General features: G+C 73.6%; 8 protein-coding genes and 1 pseudogene. 5 read left to right on the top strand and 4 right to left on the bottom strand.

The window, feature by feature from the left end:
* Positions 1–85: 85 nt before the first annotated feature.
* Together NAEX_RS31465 and dnaE are read right to left on the bottom strand one after the other, a co-directional pair.
* Complete coding sequence (locus tag NAEX_RS31465) at positions 86–2,800, bottom strand: serine/threonine-protein kinase (protein ID WP_170136143.1); 2,715 nt, start codon at positions 2,798–2,800, stop codon at positions 86–88.
* A gap of 204 nt (positions 2,801–3,004) precedes the next feature.
* Positions 3,005–6,649, bottom strand: a complete 3,645-nt coding sequence (dnaE, locus tag NAEX_RS31460) for a DNA polymerase III subunit alpha (protein WP_096331177.1) — start codon at positions 6,647–6,649, stop codon at positions 3,005–3,007.
* Between dnaE and NAEX_RS54720 the strand changes: the two are divergent.
* A pseudogene (locus NAEX_RS54720) lies at positions 6,590–7,513 on the top strand (ABC transporter substrate-binding protein); the annotation flags it as partial. The gene dnaE and the pseudogene NAEX_RS54720 sit on opposite strands and share 60 nt — an antisense overlap.
* On the top strand, positions 7,456–8,406 hold the full coding sequence (locus NAEX_RS53955; RefSeq protein WP_096331176.1) for an ABC transporter substrate-binding protein: 951 nt from the start codon (positions 7,456–7,458) through the stop codon (positions 8,404–8,406). The pseudogene NAEX_RS54720 and the gene NAEX_RS53955, both read left to right, overlap by 58 nt.
* A gap of 39 nt (positions 8,407–8,445) precedes the next feature.
* Here the strand turns inward: NAEX_RS53955 and NAEX_RS31445 are convergent, their stop codons facing one another.
* Both NAEX_RS31445 and NAEX_RS31440 read right to left on the bottom strand, forming a co-directional pair.
* Positions 8,446–8,931 (bottom strand): hypothetical protein, encoded by a 486-nt coding sequence (locus NAEX_RS31445; protein WP_143140522.1) that lies wholly within the window; start codon positions 8,929–8,931, stop codon positions 8,446–8,448.
* Between the two features lie 183 nt (positions 8,932–9,114).
* Positions 9,115–9,675 carry a hypothetical protein gene (locus NAEX_RS31440; RefSeq protein ID WP_096331174.1) on the bottom strand — a complete coding sequence of 187 codons (561 nt, stop codon included), beginning with the start codon at positions 9,673–9,675 and terminating at the stop codon, positions 9,115–9,117.
* A 147-nt stretch (positions 9,676–9,822) separates the two neighbouring features.
* Between NAEX_RS31440 and ndk the strand changes: the two genes are divergently transcribed.
* The 3 genes from ndk (at position 9,823) to NAEX_RS31425 (ending at position 15,988) form a co-directional block, all read left to right on the top strand.
* Positions 9,823–10,242 (top strand): nucleoside-diphosphate kinase, encoded by a 420-nt coding sequence (gene ndk / locus NAEX_RS31435; protein ID WP_096331173.1) that lies wholly within the window; start codon positions 9,823–9,825, stop codon positions 10,240–10,242.
* 34 nt (positions 10,243–10,276) lie between these two features.
* Entirely contained in the window at positions 10,277–11,428 is a 1,152-nt protein-coding gene (gene rlmN / locus NAEX_RS31430; RefSeq protein WP_096331172.1) for a dual-specificity RNA methyltransferase RlmN, read from the top strand.
* Positions 11,429–11,497: 69 nt separating this feature from the next.
* Positions 11,498–15,988 (top strand): serine/threonine-protein kinase, encoded by a 4,491-nt coding sequence (locus NAEX_RS31425; protein WP_096331171.1) that lies wholly within the window; start codon positions 11,498–11,500, stop codon positions 15,986–15,988.
* Positions 15,989–16,023: the final 35 nt, after the last annotated feature.

The following is a 16,023-nucleotide window of genomic DNA, read 5'->3' as shown; positions in this document are numbered from 1 at the left end:
GGTCGAGCAGCGTCACCTTCGGACATGTCCCGACGAGCATGTGCCTTGGCACATGCCCGCAACGACATGCTTGTGGCAGAATGTCCTATCCGCCATGCTCGGCCAGCCAGGCGTCGACCTCGGCCCGGTCGGCGGCGGCGCCCAGGGCCGTGAGCTCCTCGGCGGCGGCCTGGGCGAGCGCGCGGGCCTCGGCCTGCGTGGCCTTGCGGGTCCAGCGGGCGCGGGCGACGGCGAAGCGGGCCCAGGCGGCGTCGCGCGGGCGCTCGTTGGCGGCGTAGAGCTGCTGCGCGCGCTCGAACTGGCGGACCGCCTCGGTCACGCGGCCGCGGCCGAGCGCGACCTCGCCGAGGCCGAGCGTCGCCGGCGCGACGTCGAGATGATCGGGGCCGCGGGAGGCCTGGAAGATGCCGAGCGCGCGCGAGTAGAAGCGGGCCGCCTTGTCGAGGTCGCGGCGTTGCAGGTGCAGCTCGCCCAGGCTCAGCAGCGCGTAGCCGACCTCCGGGTGTTCGGCGCCGAGGGCCTTGGCCGCGCCGACGGCCGCGCGCTCGAGCAGCTCGAGCGCCTTCGCCGACTCACCGCGGGCGCGGTAGATGTTGCCGAGGTCCTGCTGGGCGTGCGACGCCTCGAGGCTCTCGGCGCCGTTGGTCTGCTCGCGGATCGCCAGGGCGCGCAGGCCGAGGCGCTCGGCCCCGTCGAGGTCGCCGCGGTCGAGCGCGAGGCGGGCCAGGTTGCCGAGCGCGAGCGCGACGTCGGGGTGCTCGGGCCCGAGGATCCGCTCGAACAGATCGAGCGCGCGCTGGTAGCAGACCCGCGCGTCCTCGAGGCGTTCGCGGCGGTAGTGCAGGTTGCCGCGGTTGTTGAGCGCTCCGGCCATCTCGAGGTCGTCGGCGCCGAGCTCCTCGCTGACGATGGCGAGGATCTGCTCCATCACCTCCTCGGCCTCGTCGAGCTGGCCGCGGTCGAGGTAGATGAGCCCGAGGATGTTGAGCACCCAGGTGCCGCGCACCGTGTCGGCCTCGCCGAGCGATACCGTCATCGCCTGCGCCAGCTTGGCCCAGCGGAGGCCCTCCTCGTGGCGGGCCATGCGACCGCCGACGACGTCGGCCAGGCCGGTGACGATGTCGGCGAGCAGCGAGTCCTGGCCGGTCTCGGCCGCCAGCACCATCGCCTCCTCGAGCCACGCCTCGGCCTGCTCGAGGTCGGTGACGTCGCTGGCGAACATCGCCGCGCGGAAGCGGGCCAGCGCCGCCAGCGGCCGCCAGCCGACCGCGTCGGCCTCGGCGATGAGCTTCTTGCTCTGCTCGAGGCCCTCCTGGAACCGACCGGTCGCGCCGAGCGAGCGGACCTGTCGCAGCGCCTGGCGCACGCGCAGCACCTCGGCGCGCACCTGCTCGTCGGCCGGCGGCGGCGACTGGCGGGCGAGGTACGACAGATCGAGGCAGGTCGCCGGCGGCGGCAGGTCGGACACCGCCGCGACCGCGCGCTGCACCGTGACCGCGTCGAGCGCCGCGAACCGCTCGAGCGTGCTCTCGAACGCCCAGCGGGCCTCGAGCAGGCACTCCTCGGCGCGGCCGACCAGGTCGCTCGACCAGCGCGGGTCGATGCGGGGCATCATGCACAGCCGCGACCTGGCGCTCGCCCACGCGGCGGTGAACTCGTCGACGATCACGGCCACGCGGCGGAACGTGCGCTCGCCGACCGCCGGCGCCGCCGCGACGAACCCCGCCTCGACGGCCGCGCGCGCCGCCTCCCACTGCCGCACCGGCTCCTGGCCGCCGTCCCAGCAGGCCTCGGCCTGCCAGCGCGCCTGCAGGCGCTCGTACGCGACCTCGCCGGCGACCAGCCCGCCGAGCCCGAGGAACGCCGCCGCCGCGAACCGCCGGCGCCGCCGCGGCGTCCCGCTCTCGAGCTCCGCCAGCAGCGCCGCCATCGACGGCCAGCGCAGCGCCGGGTCGCCCTGCATCCCGCGCTCGAGCACCTGGCGCAGCCACGACGGCACCTTCGCCTTGGCCGGCGGCTCGCGCCGCTTGTTGCCGAGGATCGCCGCGCGGAAGTCCTCGGTGGTCTTGCCCGCGTACGGCCGCTCGCCGTACAGGCCCTCCCACAGCGACACGCAGAACGCGAACTGGTCGGTGCGCGCGTCGACCACCTCGCCCTTCCAGTGCTCGGGCGCCATGTAGGCCGGCGTGCCCATCAGCGAGCCCGCCTCGGTCACACCGCTCCACAGCACCGCCGTCGGCGCGCGCATCACCGTGTTCTCCTCCGGGCTGCGCGTCGCCAGCTCGCCGCGCGCCAGGCCGAAGTCCATCACCCGCACGCGGCCGTCCTTGCCGACCATCGCGTTGAGCGGCTTGAAGTCGCGGTGCACCAGGCCCGCGCTGTGCGCCGCCGCCAGCCCGCGTCCCGCCTGCAGGTAGGCGCCGAGGATCTCCCGCTGCGAGTGGTGCTTGACCCACGTGTGCAGCGTCGAGCCCGACACGTACTCCATCGCCAGGTACAGCGTGTTGGCGTACTCGCCGACCTCGTAGACCTGGACCACGTTCGGGTGAGACAGGAGCGCCAGCGCCTGCGCCTCGCGGCGCATGCGGTCGCGCTCGTCGGGGCCGCCGGTGCCGCGCAGCAGCTTGATCGCCACCCGGCGGTTGAGGTCGGCGTCGTAGCCGAGCAGCACTTGTCCCTGCGCGCCGACGCCGAGGCGACCCAGCACGTGAAAGCGGCCGATCCGGCGCGGGAGGTCGTCCCCCTCGTCGCGCGGCGCGGCTTCCACTCGGGTCTTGTCGTCCTGGGGAGCGCCGGACATGGGGGGCCCGGCGAGCATAACCGGCCTCGCCGCGGGCCCCCAAGTGGTCTCGCGTCCGCACGCCCGCGAACGCATACGCGCGTGGATCTGCGCAGCCGTCGACGATCGGCCGCGACCTCGCCGCCGCGTGACGCGCGGCCGGGGTGCGAAAGTACCTGACCCGAAGACCAGGTCCCTTCGCGCCGCCCCGGAGCGCCGCCGCGGCTAGGCCAGGCGGGCCACCTTGTCGCCGAACAGGCGCTCGAGCGCGGCGATCAGCTTGTCGTCGGCGCGGACGCCGAATTTGTCGCCGAACACGACCTGGCCGGCGTAGCGCTCGGACACCACCTCGAGCTCCATCGAGCAGGTGCCGGCGTTGTCGGACACGATCTGCTTGAGGCGGAGGATCCGCTCGGGCGTCAGCAGCTCGAGCGGGACCTTGAGCAGGACCTTCCGGGTCGACTGCTCGCGGAGCGTGCGGATCTCCTGCACCGACTCGACGAGGATCTTGAACTTGTTGGCCTCGCCGTCCTCGCTGGTCTCGACCTCGCACTTGCCGGTGACGAACACCGGCTCGCTGCCGATCTGCGCCAGCCGCTCGCCGAGGCTGAGGCCGCTCGCCTCGTCGGCGCGGGCGTAGGTCTTGGGGAACACCACCGCCTCGACGCGGCCGAACTGGTCCTCGAGCTGGAAGAAGCCCATCGCCCCCTTGCCGCTGCGGGTCTGGACCTCGCGGAGGTCGCAGATCACCCCGGCGATCGTGACCTCCTGGCCGTTGTGCTTCGCCTCGATCTGTCCCGTGCGACAGGTCGCGTGCTTGTCGACGTCCTGCTGGTAGCGGTCGAGCGGGTGGCCGGTGAGGTAGAAGCCGAGCGCCTCGCGCTCCTTGAGCAGCTCCTCGCGCGGCTCCCACGGCTCGACCTCCGGGTACTCCTCCGTGTAGACCGGGGTCGAGTCGGCGATCGCGTCGAACAGGCCGAACTGGCCGGAGTCGCGGTCGCGCGAGGCGCCCTGGCCCTGCTCGATCGCGCGTTCGACCGCCGCGTACAGCACCGCCCGGCCGCGCTTGCCGCTGATGCAGTCGAGCGCGCCGGCGCAGACCAGGCCTTCTTGCGTGCGCTTGTTGACCTTCTTGAGGTCGACGCGGCGGCACAGCTCGAACAGCGACGTGAACGGGCCGTCGGCGGTGCGCGCGGCCAGGATCGCGTCGACCGCGTTCTCGCCGACGCCGCGGATGCCGGCCAGGCCGAAGCGGATCTGCTCGTCGAAGCCGTTGTCCTCGCGCTTGCGGCGGACCACCGAGAAGTCGCGGCCCGACTCGTTGATGTCGGGGGACAGCACCACGAGGCCCATCGCCCGCGCCTCGGCGATGAACTTGACGACGTTGTCGTTGTTCGACTTGTCGCAGGTCATCAGCGCGGCCATGAACGAGGCCGGGAAGTGGTGCTTGAGGTAGCCGGTCTGGTAGGTGATGAGGCCGTACGCCGCCGAGTGCGACTTGTTGAAGCCGTAGCCGGCGAACTTGTCGATGAGGTCGAAGATCTCCTCGGCCTTGCTGTTGGGGATGTTCGACGTCTTGGCGCAGCCCTCGACGAACAAGGCGCGCTGCTTGTCCATCTCCGACTTCTTCTTCTTGCCCATCGCGCGGCGCATCATGTCGGCCGCGCCGAGCGAGAAGCCGGCCAGCACCTGCGCCGCCTGCATGACCTGCTCCTGGTAGACGAACACGCCGTAGGTCTCCTTGAGGACCTCGGTCAGCAGCTCGTGCGGGTACTCGATGGCGCGGCGGCCGTGCTTGCAGTCGATGAACTGGTCGACCATGCCGCCCTCGAGCGGGCCCGGGCGATACAGCGCGACGGCGGCGACGATGTCGCCGAAGCAGTCGGGGCGGAGCTTCTTCAGCAGGTCCTTGAAGCCCGAGGATTCGAGCTGGAACACGCCGGTGGTGTCGCCGCGGCTGATCATCTCGTAGACGCCGGCGTCGTCCATGGGGATCGCGCCGAGGTCGAACGGGTCGTCCTTGGGCCGGTGCTCGTTGATCAGGCGCACCGCGGTGTCGAGCACCGTCAGCGTCTTCAGGCCGAGGAAGTCGAACTTCACCAGGCCGGCGAGCTCGACGTCGGTCATCGTGAACTGGGTGACGATCTTGCCGTCGGCCTGGAAGCACGGCACGTGCTCCCACAGGTCGCGGTTGCCGATGACGATGCCGGCCGCGTGCATGCCGGCGTGGCGGTTCAGGCCCTCGAGCGCCTGGCCGATCTTCAGCACCTCGGCGACGCGCGCGTCCTCGCGGGCCCGGAGGCGCAGCTTGCTGGCGGCCTCGGCGATCATGATCGCGTCGGACAGCTTGGCCGCCGCGTCCGGGCTCTCTTTGGCCTTCTCCTTCAGCGGCTCGGGGTCGGCCATCGCCATCGACAGCGTCACCTTCGGCCCCTCGGGCACGTGCTTGGCGATCTCGTTGGCCTCCGACGGCTGCAGGCCCATCACCCGGCACACGTCGCGCACCAGACCGCGGGCCTTGAGGCTGTGGAACGTGGCGATCTGGCCGACCCGCGCCGCGCCGTAGCGCTCGGTGACGTAGCGGATCACCTCCTCGCGCCGGTCCATGCAGAAGTCGATGTCGAAGTCCGGCATGCTGATGCGCTCCGGGTTGAGGAAGCGCTCGAACAGCAGGCTGTACTGGATCGGGTCGAGGTCGGTGATCCGCAGCGCGTAGGCGACCAGGCTGCCGGCGCCCGAGCCGCGGCCGGGGCCGACCGGCACGCCGATCTTCTTGGCGTGGCGGATGAAGTCCCAGACGATCAGGAAGTAGCCGGGGAACTTCATCTGGGTGATGACCCCGAGCTCGTAGTCGAGGCGCTGGCGGTACTGGTCGGGGTCGAACACGTGGCCGCGCCGCTGCAGCTCGCCGAACCGCTCCTCCAGGCCCTTGTGGGCGACCTTGCGCAGGTAGCCGGGCAGGTCCTCTTCTGTCCCTTCGGGCAGCTTGAAGTCGGGCAGCTCGGGCTTGCCGAGCTTGAGCTCGACGTTGCAGCGGCGGGCGATCTCACCGGCGTTCTCGAACGCGCTCGGGTAGTTCGACCCGAAGTAGCTCAACATCTGGTCGGGCGTCTTGATGTAGAAGGCGTCGCACTCGTGCTTCATCCGCTTGGGGTCGTCGAGCGTGCGCCCCTGGCCCATGCACATCAGCACCTCGTGCGCGTGGGCCTCGTCCTGGTTGACGTAGTGGCAGTCGTTGGTGGCGACGAGCGGCACGCCGCAGTCGACCGACAGCTGGGCCAGCGCGGCGTTGACCTTCTCCTGGTCGGCCATCCCGTTCGGCTGCAGCTCGAGGTAGTACGAGCCCGGCTCGAAGATCGACTTGTACTCGAGCACCGTCTGGCGCGCGGCGTCCATGTCGCCGCTGTTGATCAGGCGCGAGATGTGGCCGCCGAGGCACGCCGACAGCCCGATCAGGCCCTCGCTGTGCTCGCGCAGGATCTTCCGGTCGATCCGGGGGTTGTAGTAAAACCCCTCGAGGTGGCCCTTCGAGACCAAGAACTGCAGGTTCTTGTACCCGACCAGGTCGCGGGCCAGGAGCACCAGGTGGTAGTTCTTCCGGTCCGTCTTGGCGTTCATGTCGCCGTCGGACACGTAGGCCTCGCAGCCGAAGATCGGCTTGACGCCGGCGTTCTTGGCCTCCTGGTAGAACTGCAGCGCGCCGAACATGTTGCCGTGGTCGGTGACGGCGACCGCGTTCATGCCCCGCTGCTTGACGATCTTGCACAGGTCCTTGGTGCGGATCGCCCCGTCGAGCAGGCTGTACTGCGTGTGCAGGTGCAAGTGGGCGAAGTCCGCGCTCCCGCCCTGGATGCTGCCGTCGGCTGCCATGGGCGAAGGCTTACCACGCCTCGCGCCGCGCTCGCGTGCCTCGCCCTCGCGCTCGTCGCATGCTCTCGTCACACCGAGGTCGACAGCGGTAACGGCGCAGCGGGATCGACCCCGCAGACCGAGGGGCAGCGCGCCGTCCACCTCACCCTGGAGACCGCGTTTTACTCCCTGGATCCAGCCGACGCGTCGGACTCGGTCGGCCGTCGACTGACCTCACAGATCTACGACACGCTCGTCGACTGGGATCCGCACGCCGATCCGCCGCGCCTCGTGCCGGAGCTGCTCGCCGACCTGCCGGAGATCAGCCCTGACGGTCTCACTTATTCCTTGCGCCTGCGGGAAGGTCCGCGGTTCCAGCGCGACGCCTGTCTCAAAGACCAGGAGCGCCCGGTCCGCGCCGGCGACGTCGCCGCCTCGCTGCTGCGGATCACCCCCGGCAAGCACGCCGCCTGGTCGCTGCTGGCCGGCCGGGTCGCCGGGCTCGACGATTGGCACCGGACCACGCCGCGCCCGCCGGGCCCGATCGCCTTCGACGACGCCGCCGGCACCGTGACGATCCGGCTCACCCGGCCGCAGCCGGAGTTCGCGGCGATCCTCGCCCACCCGGCGCTGTCGATCGTCCCGCCCGAGTGCGCCGACTACTACGACGGCTCCGGCCCCGAGCGCCCGCGCTTCGCCAGGCACCCGGTCGGCAGCGGCCCCTACCGCTTCGACCCCGCGGCCAGCGAGTTCCCGCGCACGGCCGTGCTCGTCGCCGACGGCGCGCCGCGCCCGTACCCGCAGCCGCCCGAGCGCCCGCCGCTCCCGTGCCCGCACGCGCCCGCGGCCCCGCGCGTGGTGCTCACCCACTTCCAGCACGGCGAGCCGGCCCTGCGCGCGTTCCAGGCCGGCGAGCTGGCGGCGATCGTGCCCGGCCAGGCGCAGTTCGCCGAGGTCGTCGCGCTCGGCCGACCTGTCCCCGGGGCCCTGCCCCCGGGACAGGTCTGGAGAAGTTCCCGGTCGCCGCGGTCGACCTGCTCTACTTCAACATGGCGAGCCCCGAGATCGGCCACCACCCCGATCCGGCCCGCGCGCGCGAGAACCTGGCGCTGCGGCGGGCGATCGCCCGCGCCGTCGACGTCCCGCGCTACCTCGAGGTCGTGCGCAACGGCGCGTGGGCCGAGGCCAGCGCCAGCGTGCTCCCGCGCGAGGTCTCGCCGCGCCAGGACCTCGCCGACGCCCCGCCGCAGCGCGACCTCGACGGGGCGCTGCAGATCCTCGCCGACGCCGGCCTGTCCGGAAGGACATTCTTATTGAATTACTGGGGCGGCCCCGGCGAGCCCGAGCGGCAGGAGGCCGCGCTCCTGCGCGAGTTCCTGCGCCCGCTCGGCGTCGACCTCCGCTTCACCGCGCGCGACAATTTTTTATTCGACCCCGGCCTGCGCGCCGGGGCCCACCTGTTCGGCCTCCGCTTCGAGGCCGACTACCTCGACCCGAGCAATTTTTTGTCGTCGATGACCTGCGCCGCGACCGACAACCTGGCCGGCTTCTGCGACCCGGCCTACGACGCCGCCTACGCCGCCTTCGCCGCCCTGCCGCCCGGTCCGGCCCGCGACGACGCCGCCCTCCGCCTGCAGGCGATCCTCGGCGAGCAGATGCCGGTGCGCCCGATCGACCAGCCGAGCGCCTGGTACCTCCACCAGCGCTGGCTCGGCGGCCTGGTCCGCCACCCGCTGGCCGGCCTGCGCGTCGAGCTGCTGTGTCCCGACATGCCTTGAAGAACATGCTCCGAGAGGCATGCCCTCTCGAGCATGCTCTCAAAGCCATGCCCCGATGGTCAGCCCGATCCACGCCTGCAGTTGCCATGCGCGTCCGGCGATCTGCACCGCGTCGACCGCCACCTCGCCGCCGAGCAGGAGCCGGCGATCGATCCGCCCCCAGGCCCCGAGACCGCCGCCCACGTGGCCGCCGTGGCCGCCGGCCGGCGGGCCCACGAACGACGTGCGAAAGCTGAGGCCCGCCTCGGTGAGCTGCCGCGAATAGCCGCCGCGGGCCAGCACGAACGCGAACACCCGCGGCAGCGCCAGCCCGAGCCGCAGCTCCGGCCCGGCCGCGAACCGGTGCTCGCGGAAGCGCGGGTCCTCGCGCAGGCGGGGCACCAGGCCGTAGCCGAAGCGGAGCCCGAGGGCCGCGCCGAACCGGCCCCGCGCGCCGAACAGCCCGACCGCCGCGCCTGCGGCCAGCCCGACTCCCGCCCGCGCGCTCGTCAGGCCGATCGGCGACGCCGTCGCGTAGCCGCGCATGCAGCCCATCGTCGCTCGCTCGGACCAGGCCGGGCACGGCTTTGCCGGCGCTGTCGCCGCTCCCCCCCGTGCTCCACGCCAGGACCACCGCCAGCACGCCGATCATCGCCTCAATCTGCCACCGCTCGCGCCACCGCACAAGCCGGCGATTTGTCCTTCACGAAGTGTCCCTTCCGCCCATTGCTATAGCCACGAGCCGAACGTCAGCGACAGGAACAGCGTCTCCGCGACGCCCCTCCCCTTGAACTGGACCATGTCGACCGCGCCCTCGAACCCGAACAGAAAGCGCTTGCCGACGCGGGTCCAGATGCCGGCGCCGAGGCCGTAGTGATAGCCGTCCGCGGGTCCGCCGAACGCGGGCCGCGGGATCTCGAAGCGGTGGCTGTAGCCGCCGCGGAGCAGCACGTAGCCGAACGCGCGCGGGCTGACCGCGCCGAGCCGCAGCTCCGGCGACAGGTGGAGCGTGCGGTCGAAGCCGCGGGCCTGGCGGTCGACCATGGCGTAGCCGACGCGCCCGCCGAACGCGGCGGCGAACCCGTCGATGGCGCGGAACGCCCCGAACGAGCCGCCGATCGCGGCGCCGGGGCGGTAGTCGGCCAGCACGAGCGCGGCAGGGTCGACGCGCAGGTAGCCGCGGAAGCCGCTCATCGCCTGTCTCTCGCGCCAGGCCAGGTCCGGCGTTTCGGCCTCGACCGGCGCCGGCAGCAGCCCGATCGACAGCCCGAGGAGTGCTGCCCAGCGCATCGACCGGCTACTGTGACCGCACTCGTACGCGCGGCAATTCGCCGCCGCGGGGCCGGCGACGCGGCGCACAGGCGAGACTTGCGCCCCGTCACGCGCGCGCCTCTTTACGCCCCGCGCGCCTCTGCTAGCCTCCGCGCCACGAATCGCATGCAACGCACCTTCGCCATCATCAAGCCTGACGCCGTCGCCGCCGGTCACCAGGGCGGGATCCTCGCCGCGATCCAGGAGGCCGGTCTGCGCCTCGTCGCGATCAAGAGCCTCCGCCTCTCCACCGCCCAGGCCGAGGGCTTTTACGCGGTCCACTCCGCCCGCCCGTTCTTTCGCAGCCTCGTCACCTTCATGACCGAGGGTCCGGTGGTGGCCATGGTGCTCGAGGGCGAGGACGCGATCGCCCGCTGGCGCAACCTGATGGGCCCGACCGACGCCACCAAGGCCGGCAAGGACACCCTCCGCGGCCGCTTCGGCACCAGCATCGAGCGCAACGCCACTCACGGCTCCGACGCGCCCGAGACCGCCGCCTACGAGATCGGCTTCTTCTTCAGCGGCCTCGAGCTGGCCGGCCTGTGAGCCGCGCCCGCCGGGTCCGCCTCGCACCTGTCCCATGAGCCAGCTCGTCGCCATCCGCGGTCCTGCGCGCGGCATCCCCAAGGAGGGGCCGCCGAACCTGCGCGACCTCGATCGCGACGGCCTGGCCGCCTGGCTCGGGGCGCACCTCGAGGGCGCCCCGCGCCACCGCGCCGGCCAGCTGTTCCGCTGGCTGCACGGCCGGCGCGTCTCTGACTTTTCGGCCATGTCCGATGTGCCAGCCGCCGACCGGGCCCGCCTGGCCGCCCGGGCCAGCCTGCGGCGGCTCGACGTCGGCGCGGTGCTGCACGCCCGCGACGGCACGCGCAAGCTGCGGCTCGTCACCGCCGACGGCCAGTCGATCGAGAGCGTGCTGATCCCCAACGACGAGCGCGGCTACACCCAGTGCGTCTCGTCGCAGGTCGGCTGCGCCCTGACGTGCCGGTTCTGCGCCACCGCCAGCCTCGGCTTCCAGCGCAACCTCGCCACCTGGGAGATCGTCGACCAGGTCTACCAGGCCCAGGACCTGCTGGCGCGCGACGGGGGCGAGTACGCGCCGCGGATCACCAACATCGTGTTCATGGGCATGGGCGAGCCGCTGCACAACTACAACCAGGTGCGGCGGGCCATCGAGCTACTGACCGACCCCGACGGGGCCGGCCTGGCGGCGCGGCGGATCACGATCTCCTCCTCCGGCCTGGTCCCGGCGATCGAGCGGTTCGCCGGCGACCCGCTGGCCAAGGAGGTCGGCCTGGCGATCAGCCTCAACGCCACCACCGACGCGGTGCGCGACGAGGTCATGCCGATCAACACCCGCTGGAACATCGCCGCGCTGCTGGCCGCGGTCCGCTCGGTCCCGCCGCACCGGCGCCGCTACGTCACCTTCGAGTACGTCCTGCTCGCCGGCGTCAACGACAGCGACGACGACGTCCGCCGGCTGGCCGCGCTGGTCGGCGACATCCGCTGCCAGATCAACCTGATCCCCTTCAACCCGCATCCGCACGCCCCCTACGGCCGCCCGAGCGCGGCCCGCGTGCGCCGCTTCCTCGACCTGTGCCGGGCCGCCGGCCTGCGCGCCTACGTCCGCACCCCGCGCGGCGACGACATCGGCGCCGCCTGCGGCCAGCTCGCGCTGTCGGGCGGCCAGCCTTCGGGACATGTCTCTTCCGACATGTCCTCCGCGCCATGAGCTCCGGAACGCGCGGGCCGTTTCCGCGCGTGGGGCCCGGCCGGCGGGCGTGGTAGCCTGCGGCCCGACGTGGCCGGCCTCGGAGACACCCAGGCGCCCCGCTCCGGCGCGCCGGAGCTGGACGAGACCACCGCGCCGCCGGTGCGGCCCGAGCCCGACCCGCTGGCGACGGCGGTCAGCGCCACGCCGCAGTGGGACGCGCCGGGCGAGCGCGAGGCCGCCGGGCCGCTGCGGATCGGTCGGTTCGTGATCCTGCGCGAGGTCGGCCGCGGGGCGATGGGCGTCGTCTACGCCGGCTACGACGAGGAGCTCGACCGCCGCGTCGCCCTCAAGCTGGTCCAGTCGAGCGGCCACGACGACCCGTCGTTCGGCCGCGCCCAGTTGCTGCGCGAGGCCCAGGCGCTGGCCCGCCTCGCCCACCCCAACGTCGTCGCCGTCCACGAGGCCGGCGAGTTCGCCGGCGCCGTCTTCATCGCCATGGAGTACGTCGACGGCGTCGACCTCCAGCGCTGGCTGGCGTACGCGCCCCGCAGCTGGCGCGAGATCGTCGACGCCCTGCGCCAGGCCGGCGAGGGCCTGCGCGCCGCCCACGACGTCGGCCTCGTCCACCGCGACTTCAAGCCGAGCAACGTCCTCGTCGGCGCCGACGGCCGCGTCCGCGTCGCCGACTTCGGCCTCGCCACCCGGCGCGGAAAGACAGGTCCTTCAGGACATGTCTCGAAGGCCACAGGCACTCTGACCACCGCCGACGCGCTGGCGACCCTCGCCGGCAGCGGCGCGCTGATCGGCACCCCGGCCTACATGGCGCCGGAGCAGCTGCGGCGCGAGCCGGCGACCGCCGCCAGCGACCAGTTCGCGTTCTGCGTCACCCTCTACGAGGCGCTGCACGGCCGGCGGCCGTTCACCGGCGACACCCTCGAGGTCCTCGCCGAGCACGTGCTGCACGCCGAGCCGCCGGCGGTCTCGCCCGACCCGCGGGTGCCCCAGTGGCTGCACGCGCTCCTGCTGCGCGGCCTGGCCAAGGACCCCGCGCGCCGCTTCTCCGGCATGGCCGAGCTGCTCGCGCTGCTGGCCCACGACCCCGAGGCCGAGCGCCGGCAGCGGCGCCGGCGGCTGCTGCAGATCGCCGTCGCCGTGACCGCCACCGTCGTCGTCGTCCTCGGCGGCGTCGCGGCCACCCGCGCGATCGTCCGCGCCGCCCACGAGCGCCGCGCCGAGGCCCGCCTCGAGGTCCTGCGCGAGCAGCTCGCCGCCCTGACCGTCGCCCGCAAGCGCGACGAGGCCGCCCGGCTGTTCGCCGCCTTCGCCGCCCTGCCCGACAACCGCGGCACCGCGGCCCTCGCCCGCGCCTACCGCGAGTGGGGCGAGGCCCAGACCGACCCGGCCGCCGCCATCGACGCCCACGCCGGCGCCTACATCGCCGCGCGCACCCGCGAGGACCAGGCCGCCGCCCTGCGCAACCTCGCCCTGCGCCTGGCCGACACCCGCAACTTCACCGCCTCGGCCGCCGCCCTGGCCGCGCTCGACGCCCACGCCCCCGAGCTCGCCGCCGACCCCGAGCTCGCCGGCCTGCGCCTGGCCGCCGCCCTCGACCGCCGCGACCTCCCGGCCGCCCGCGCCGCCCTCGACCGCCTCCCGAGCGACGACCCGAGGAGGTCTTACGGACATGTCCTCGAGAACCTGTCCTTCGGAACACCCATTTCGCAGGCCGCGATCGGCCAGCGGCCGGGCAGCGACCACGAGTTCATCCTCGGCGACTTCGAGGGCGACGGCCGGCTCGAGCTGGCCACCCACGCCGACCAGCGCGGGTCGGCGGTGGTGCTGCGCGCCGACACCAGCCTGACCCGCCTGGCCGAGGTCCCGATCGGCCCCCTCGTCCTCGCCCCGCGGATCGTGCCGCCCGCGCTGACTGGCGCCCCGCTGCTGCTGCTCGGTGTCGACAACCCGGGCGCTCCCGGCGACGCCATCGTCCGCTACGGCCTTTATCCCGTGGGCGGCGGCGCCCCGCTGTACCGGTGGACCGACAGCGCGATCCTCGGCGCCGCCGTCACCGACCTCGACGGCGACGGCCGCGTCGCGCTCTACACCGGCAGCGGCCCCTACGCCCGCCGGCTGCGGCAGATCGATCTCGACCCCGCCGGGCAGTGGCAGTACCGGTCGCCGCACCCGCCGACCGACGCCGCCGGCTCCGACGTCGGCTCGATCGAGGCCGGTGACCTCGACGGCGACGGTCGCCCCGAGCTCGTGGTCGTCGCCGGGCCATGGTCGGCCTACGACCTGCGCGTGCTGACGGCCGGCGACGACGGCCAGTTGCGCCTGCTCGCCCGCCGCAGCCTCGGCTTCATCCAGTCGGTGAAGCTGCTGCGGATCGGCGGGGAGCAGCGGATCGCCGCGACCAAGATCGACCAGTACCCGGCCCCGGGCCGCTTCTCCGAGGCCCGGCCGTACGGCGAGCCGGCCGGCCTCTACGTCCTCGCGCTCGACGGCGACACGCTCGCGACCCGGCAGTTCATCCCCGCCCCCGAGGACCCCTCGCGCGGCGCCGGGGCGCGCTGGCTGTACAACGCCGACCTCGACGGCGATCACGTCGACGACCTCCTCGCCCTGGCCCCGCCCGAGCTCGCGCTCTACCGCAGCGACGGCGAGGCCCTGCAGGAGCCGCTGCGGCTGTCCGGCCTGTACCTGCGCGCCGTCGCCGACTTCGACGCCGACCCGGCCGCCGAGCTGCTGGTCTCGCTGCCCGGCGCCTCCGACGGCTACTTCATCGTCGGCGCCGGCGACGTCCCGCTGCCCCCGATCGCCCGGCCCGCGCCGGAGGCCCGCCCGATCGGCGACGTCCAGGACCCCGCGCTGGTCGACGCCTGGCGGCACGCCGAGGAGCTGGCCGCCCTCGGCCTGCCGCGCCGCAGCGCCGACGAGCTGGCCGCCATCGCCCGTCTCTCGGGACATGCTCACGAGGACATGCTCTTGCGGGCAGCCGATCTCTACGCCGCCGCCGGGGAGCACGCCGCCGCCGCCGAGCACTACCTCGCCGCCGCCGCGCGCCCCGAGCTGGCCGCCGGCGCCTTGGCCGGGGCGATCACCAGCCAGCGCGAGCTCGGCGACTACGCCGCCGCGCTCGAGCTGGCGATCCGGCGCGCCGCGCTGCCCGGCCTCGACCTGCGGGTCCGCCGCGACGCCGAGGCCGAGCTGGACACCCTGCGCCGCGCCACCGCCGAGCGCCCCCAGCTCGCGCTCCGCTTCGACCGCCCGCTCGACCCCGCCTGGCGGATCTACGACCCCCTGTCGTTCGCCCGCAGCCCGGGCGACCAGAGCCTGTCCCTTCAGACATCCTCGGAGCGCGTCATCGCCGAGTACCCGCTCGAGTGGGACGGCGGCACCGCGGCGCTGACCGTCGACGCCGCGCTCGGCGACCTCGAGTGGGGCACCAACCTGACGATCGCCGTCACCCCCGTCGACAGCGACGACATCTACCTCGGCGTCCGCTTCGAGTCGCGCAACCGCTCCGAGCGGCCCGACCAGCAGGTCCTCCCCGTGAGCGGCCCGAACGGCGCCGCCGCTTTCTGGGTCGGCACGATCGAGCCCGGCGAGTCGCGGCGCTTCCGCCTCGGCATGCGTCACTTCCCCGACCTCGGCACCGCCCACGCCGAGATCGCCCTGGACGGCGGCGAGCCGCGGCGGGTCCTGCTGAAGCACCCGATCGAGCCGCCGCCGCCCGGCCCGCTGCGCCTGCGGATCCTCAACCGACCTGTCCAGCCGGACAGCGTCGCCGACCTGCAGGTGTTCGCGGTCGAGCTGTCCGGCCTGCGCCGCGCCGACCCGCCGCCCGCGGATCCATCCCAGGAGGTCGCCCGCCTGGTCGCCGAGCAGGAGATCGACGCGGCCCTGGAGCGCCTCGCCGCCGCCCCGAAGGCCGGCCACGAGGCGCTGTGGCGCATCGACCTGCTGGCCCGCGCCGGTCGCCTCGACGAGGCCGCCGCACGCCTGCGTGACGAGCTCGCAGGCCTCCCCGACGACCACCCGTTCCACGCGCGCCTGAGCCAGCGACTGATGCGCGACCCGGACAACTTCGTGCTCGCGGCCCGGCGCGCGCTCGGGCCCGCGCTGTACGACATCTTCCTCGACCCCGGCCGCAACGAGGTGCTGTGGCGACCGGCGCGGGTCCGCCATCACCTCGCCGACCTCGCCGACCTCCCGCGCGAGCCGCCCGAGCGCGGCGGGCCCGAAGCGCTCCGGCACCACCGCAGCGCCCTGCTGCTGCGCGGGCTCGCCTGGCAGCGCGCCGGTCGCGACGACCTGTCCGTGCGCGACCTCGAGGCCGCGCTCCCGCTGCTCGAAGCGCCCGACGACGGGCCCATGCGCAAGTACGTGCTCCGCCGCCTCGTCGACGCCAGCATCCGCCTGCGCGACCCGGCTCGCGCGCGCCGGTGGATCACCGCCGCCCTCGTCGAGTCGGCCACCGCCGATCTCCTGCTCGAGGGCCTGCGCCTGCGCCCCGGCGTCGACGCGATCTTCACCTCCGCCGACTGGGCCCGCTTCGAGGCGCTCACGCGCCGCTGACGGTCGCCGCCTGCGCGGCGCCCCGCCCGACGACC

The organism is Nannocystis exedens (assembly GCF_002343915.1).
Lineage (GTDB): Bacteria > Myxococcota_A > Polyangia > Nannocystales > Nannocystaceae > Nannocystis > Nannocystis exedens.
Note: the sequence above shows the minus strand (reverse complement) of the source record. Positions and strands in the feature narration are given on the sequence as shown.

Excerpts from the sequence above, each read along its gene's own strand:
- NAEX_RS31445 (WP_143140522.1), bottom strand. The coding sequence starts at position 8,931 with ATGCGCGGCTACGCGACGGCGTCGCCGATCGGCCTGACGAGCGCGCGG.
- NAEX_RS31440 (WP_096331174.1), bottom strand. The coding sequence starts at position 9,675 with ATGCGCTGGGCAGCACTCCTCGGGCTGTCGATCGGGCTGCTGCCGGCG.
- dnaE (WP_096331177.1), bottom strand. The coding sequence starts at position 6,649 with ATGGCAGCCGACGGCAGCATCCAGGGCGGGAGCGCGGACTTCGCCCAC.
- NAEX_RS31465 (WP_170136143.1), bottom strand. The coding sequence starts at position 2,800 with ATGTCCGGCGCTCCCCAGGACGACAAGACCCGAGTGGAAGCCGCGCCG.
- ndk (WP_096331173.1), top strand. The coding sequence starts at position 9,823 with ATGCAACGCACCTTCGCCATCATCAAGCCTGACGCCGTCGCCGCCGGT.
- rlmN (WP_096331172.1), top strand. The coding sequence starts at position 10,277 with ATGAGCCAGCTCGTCGCCATCCGCGGTCCTGCGCGCGGCATCCCCAAG.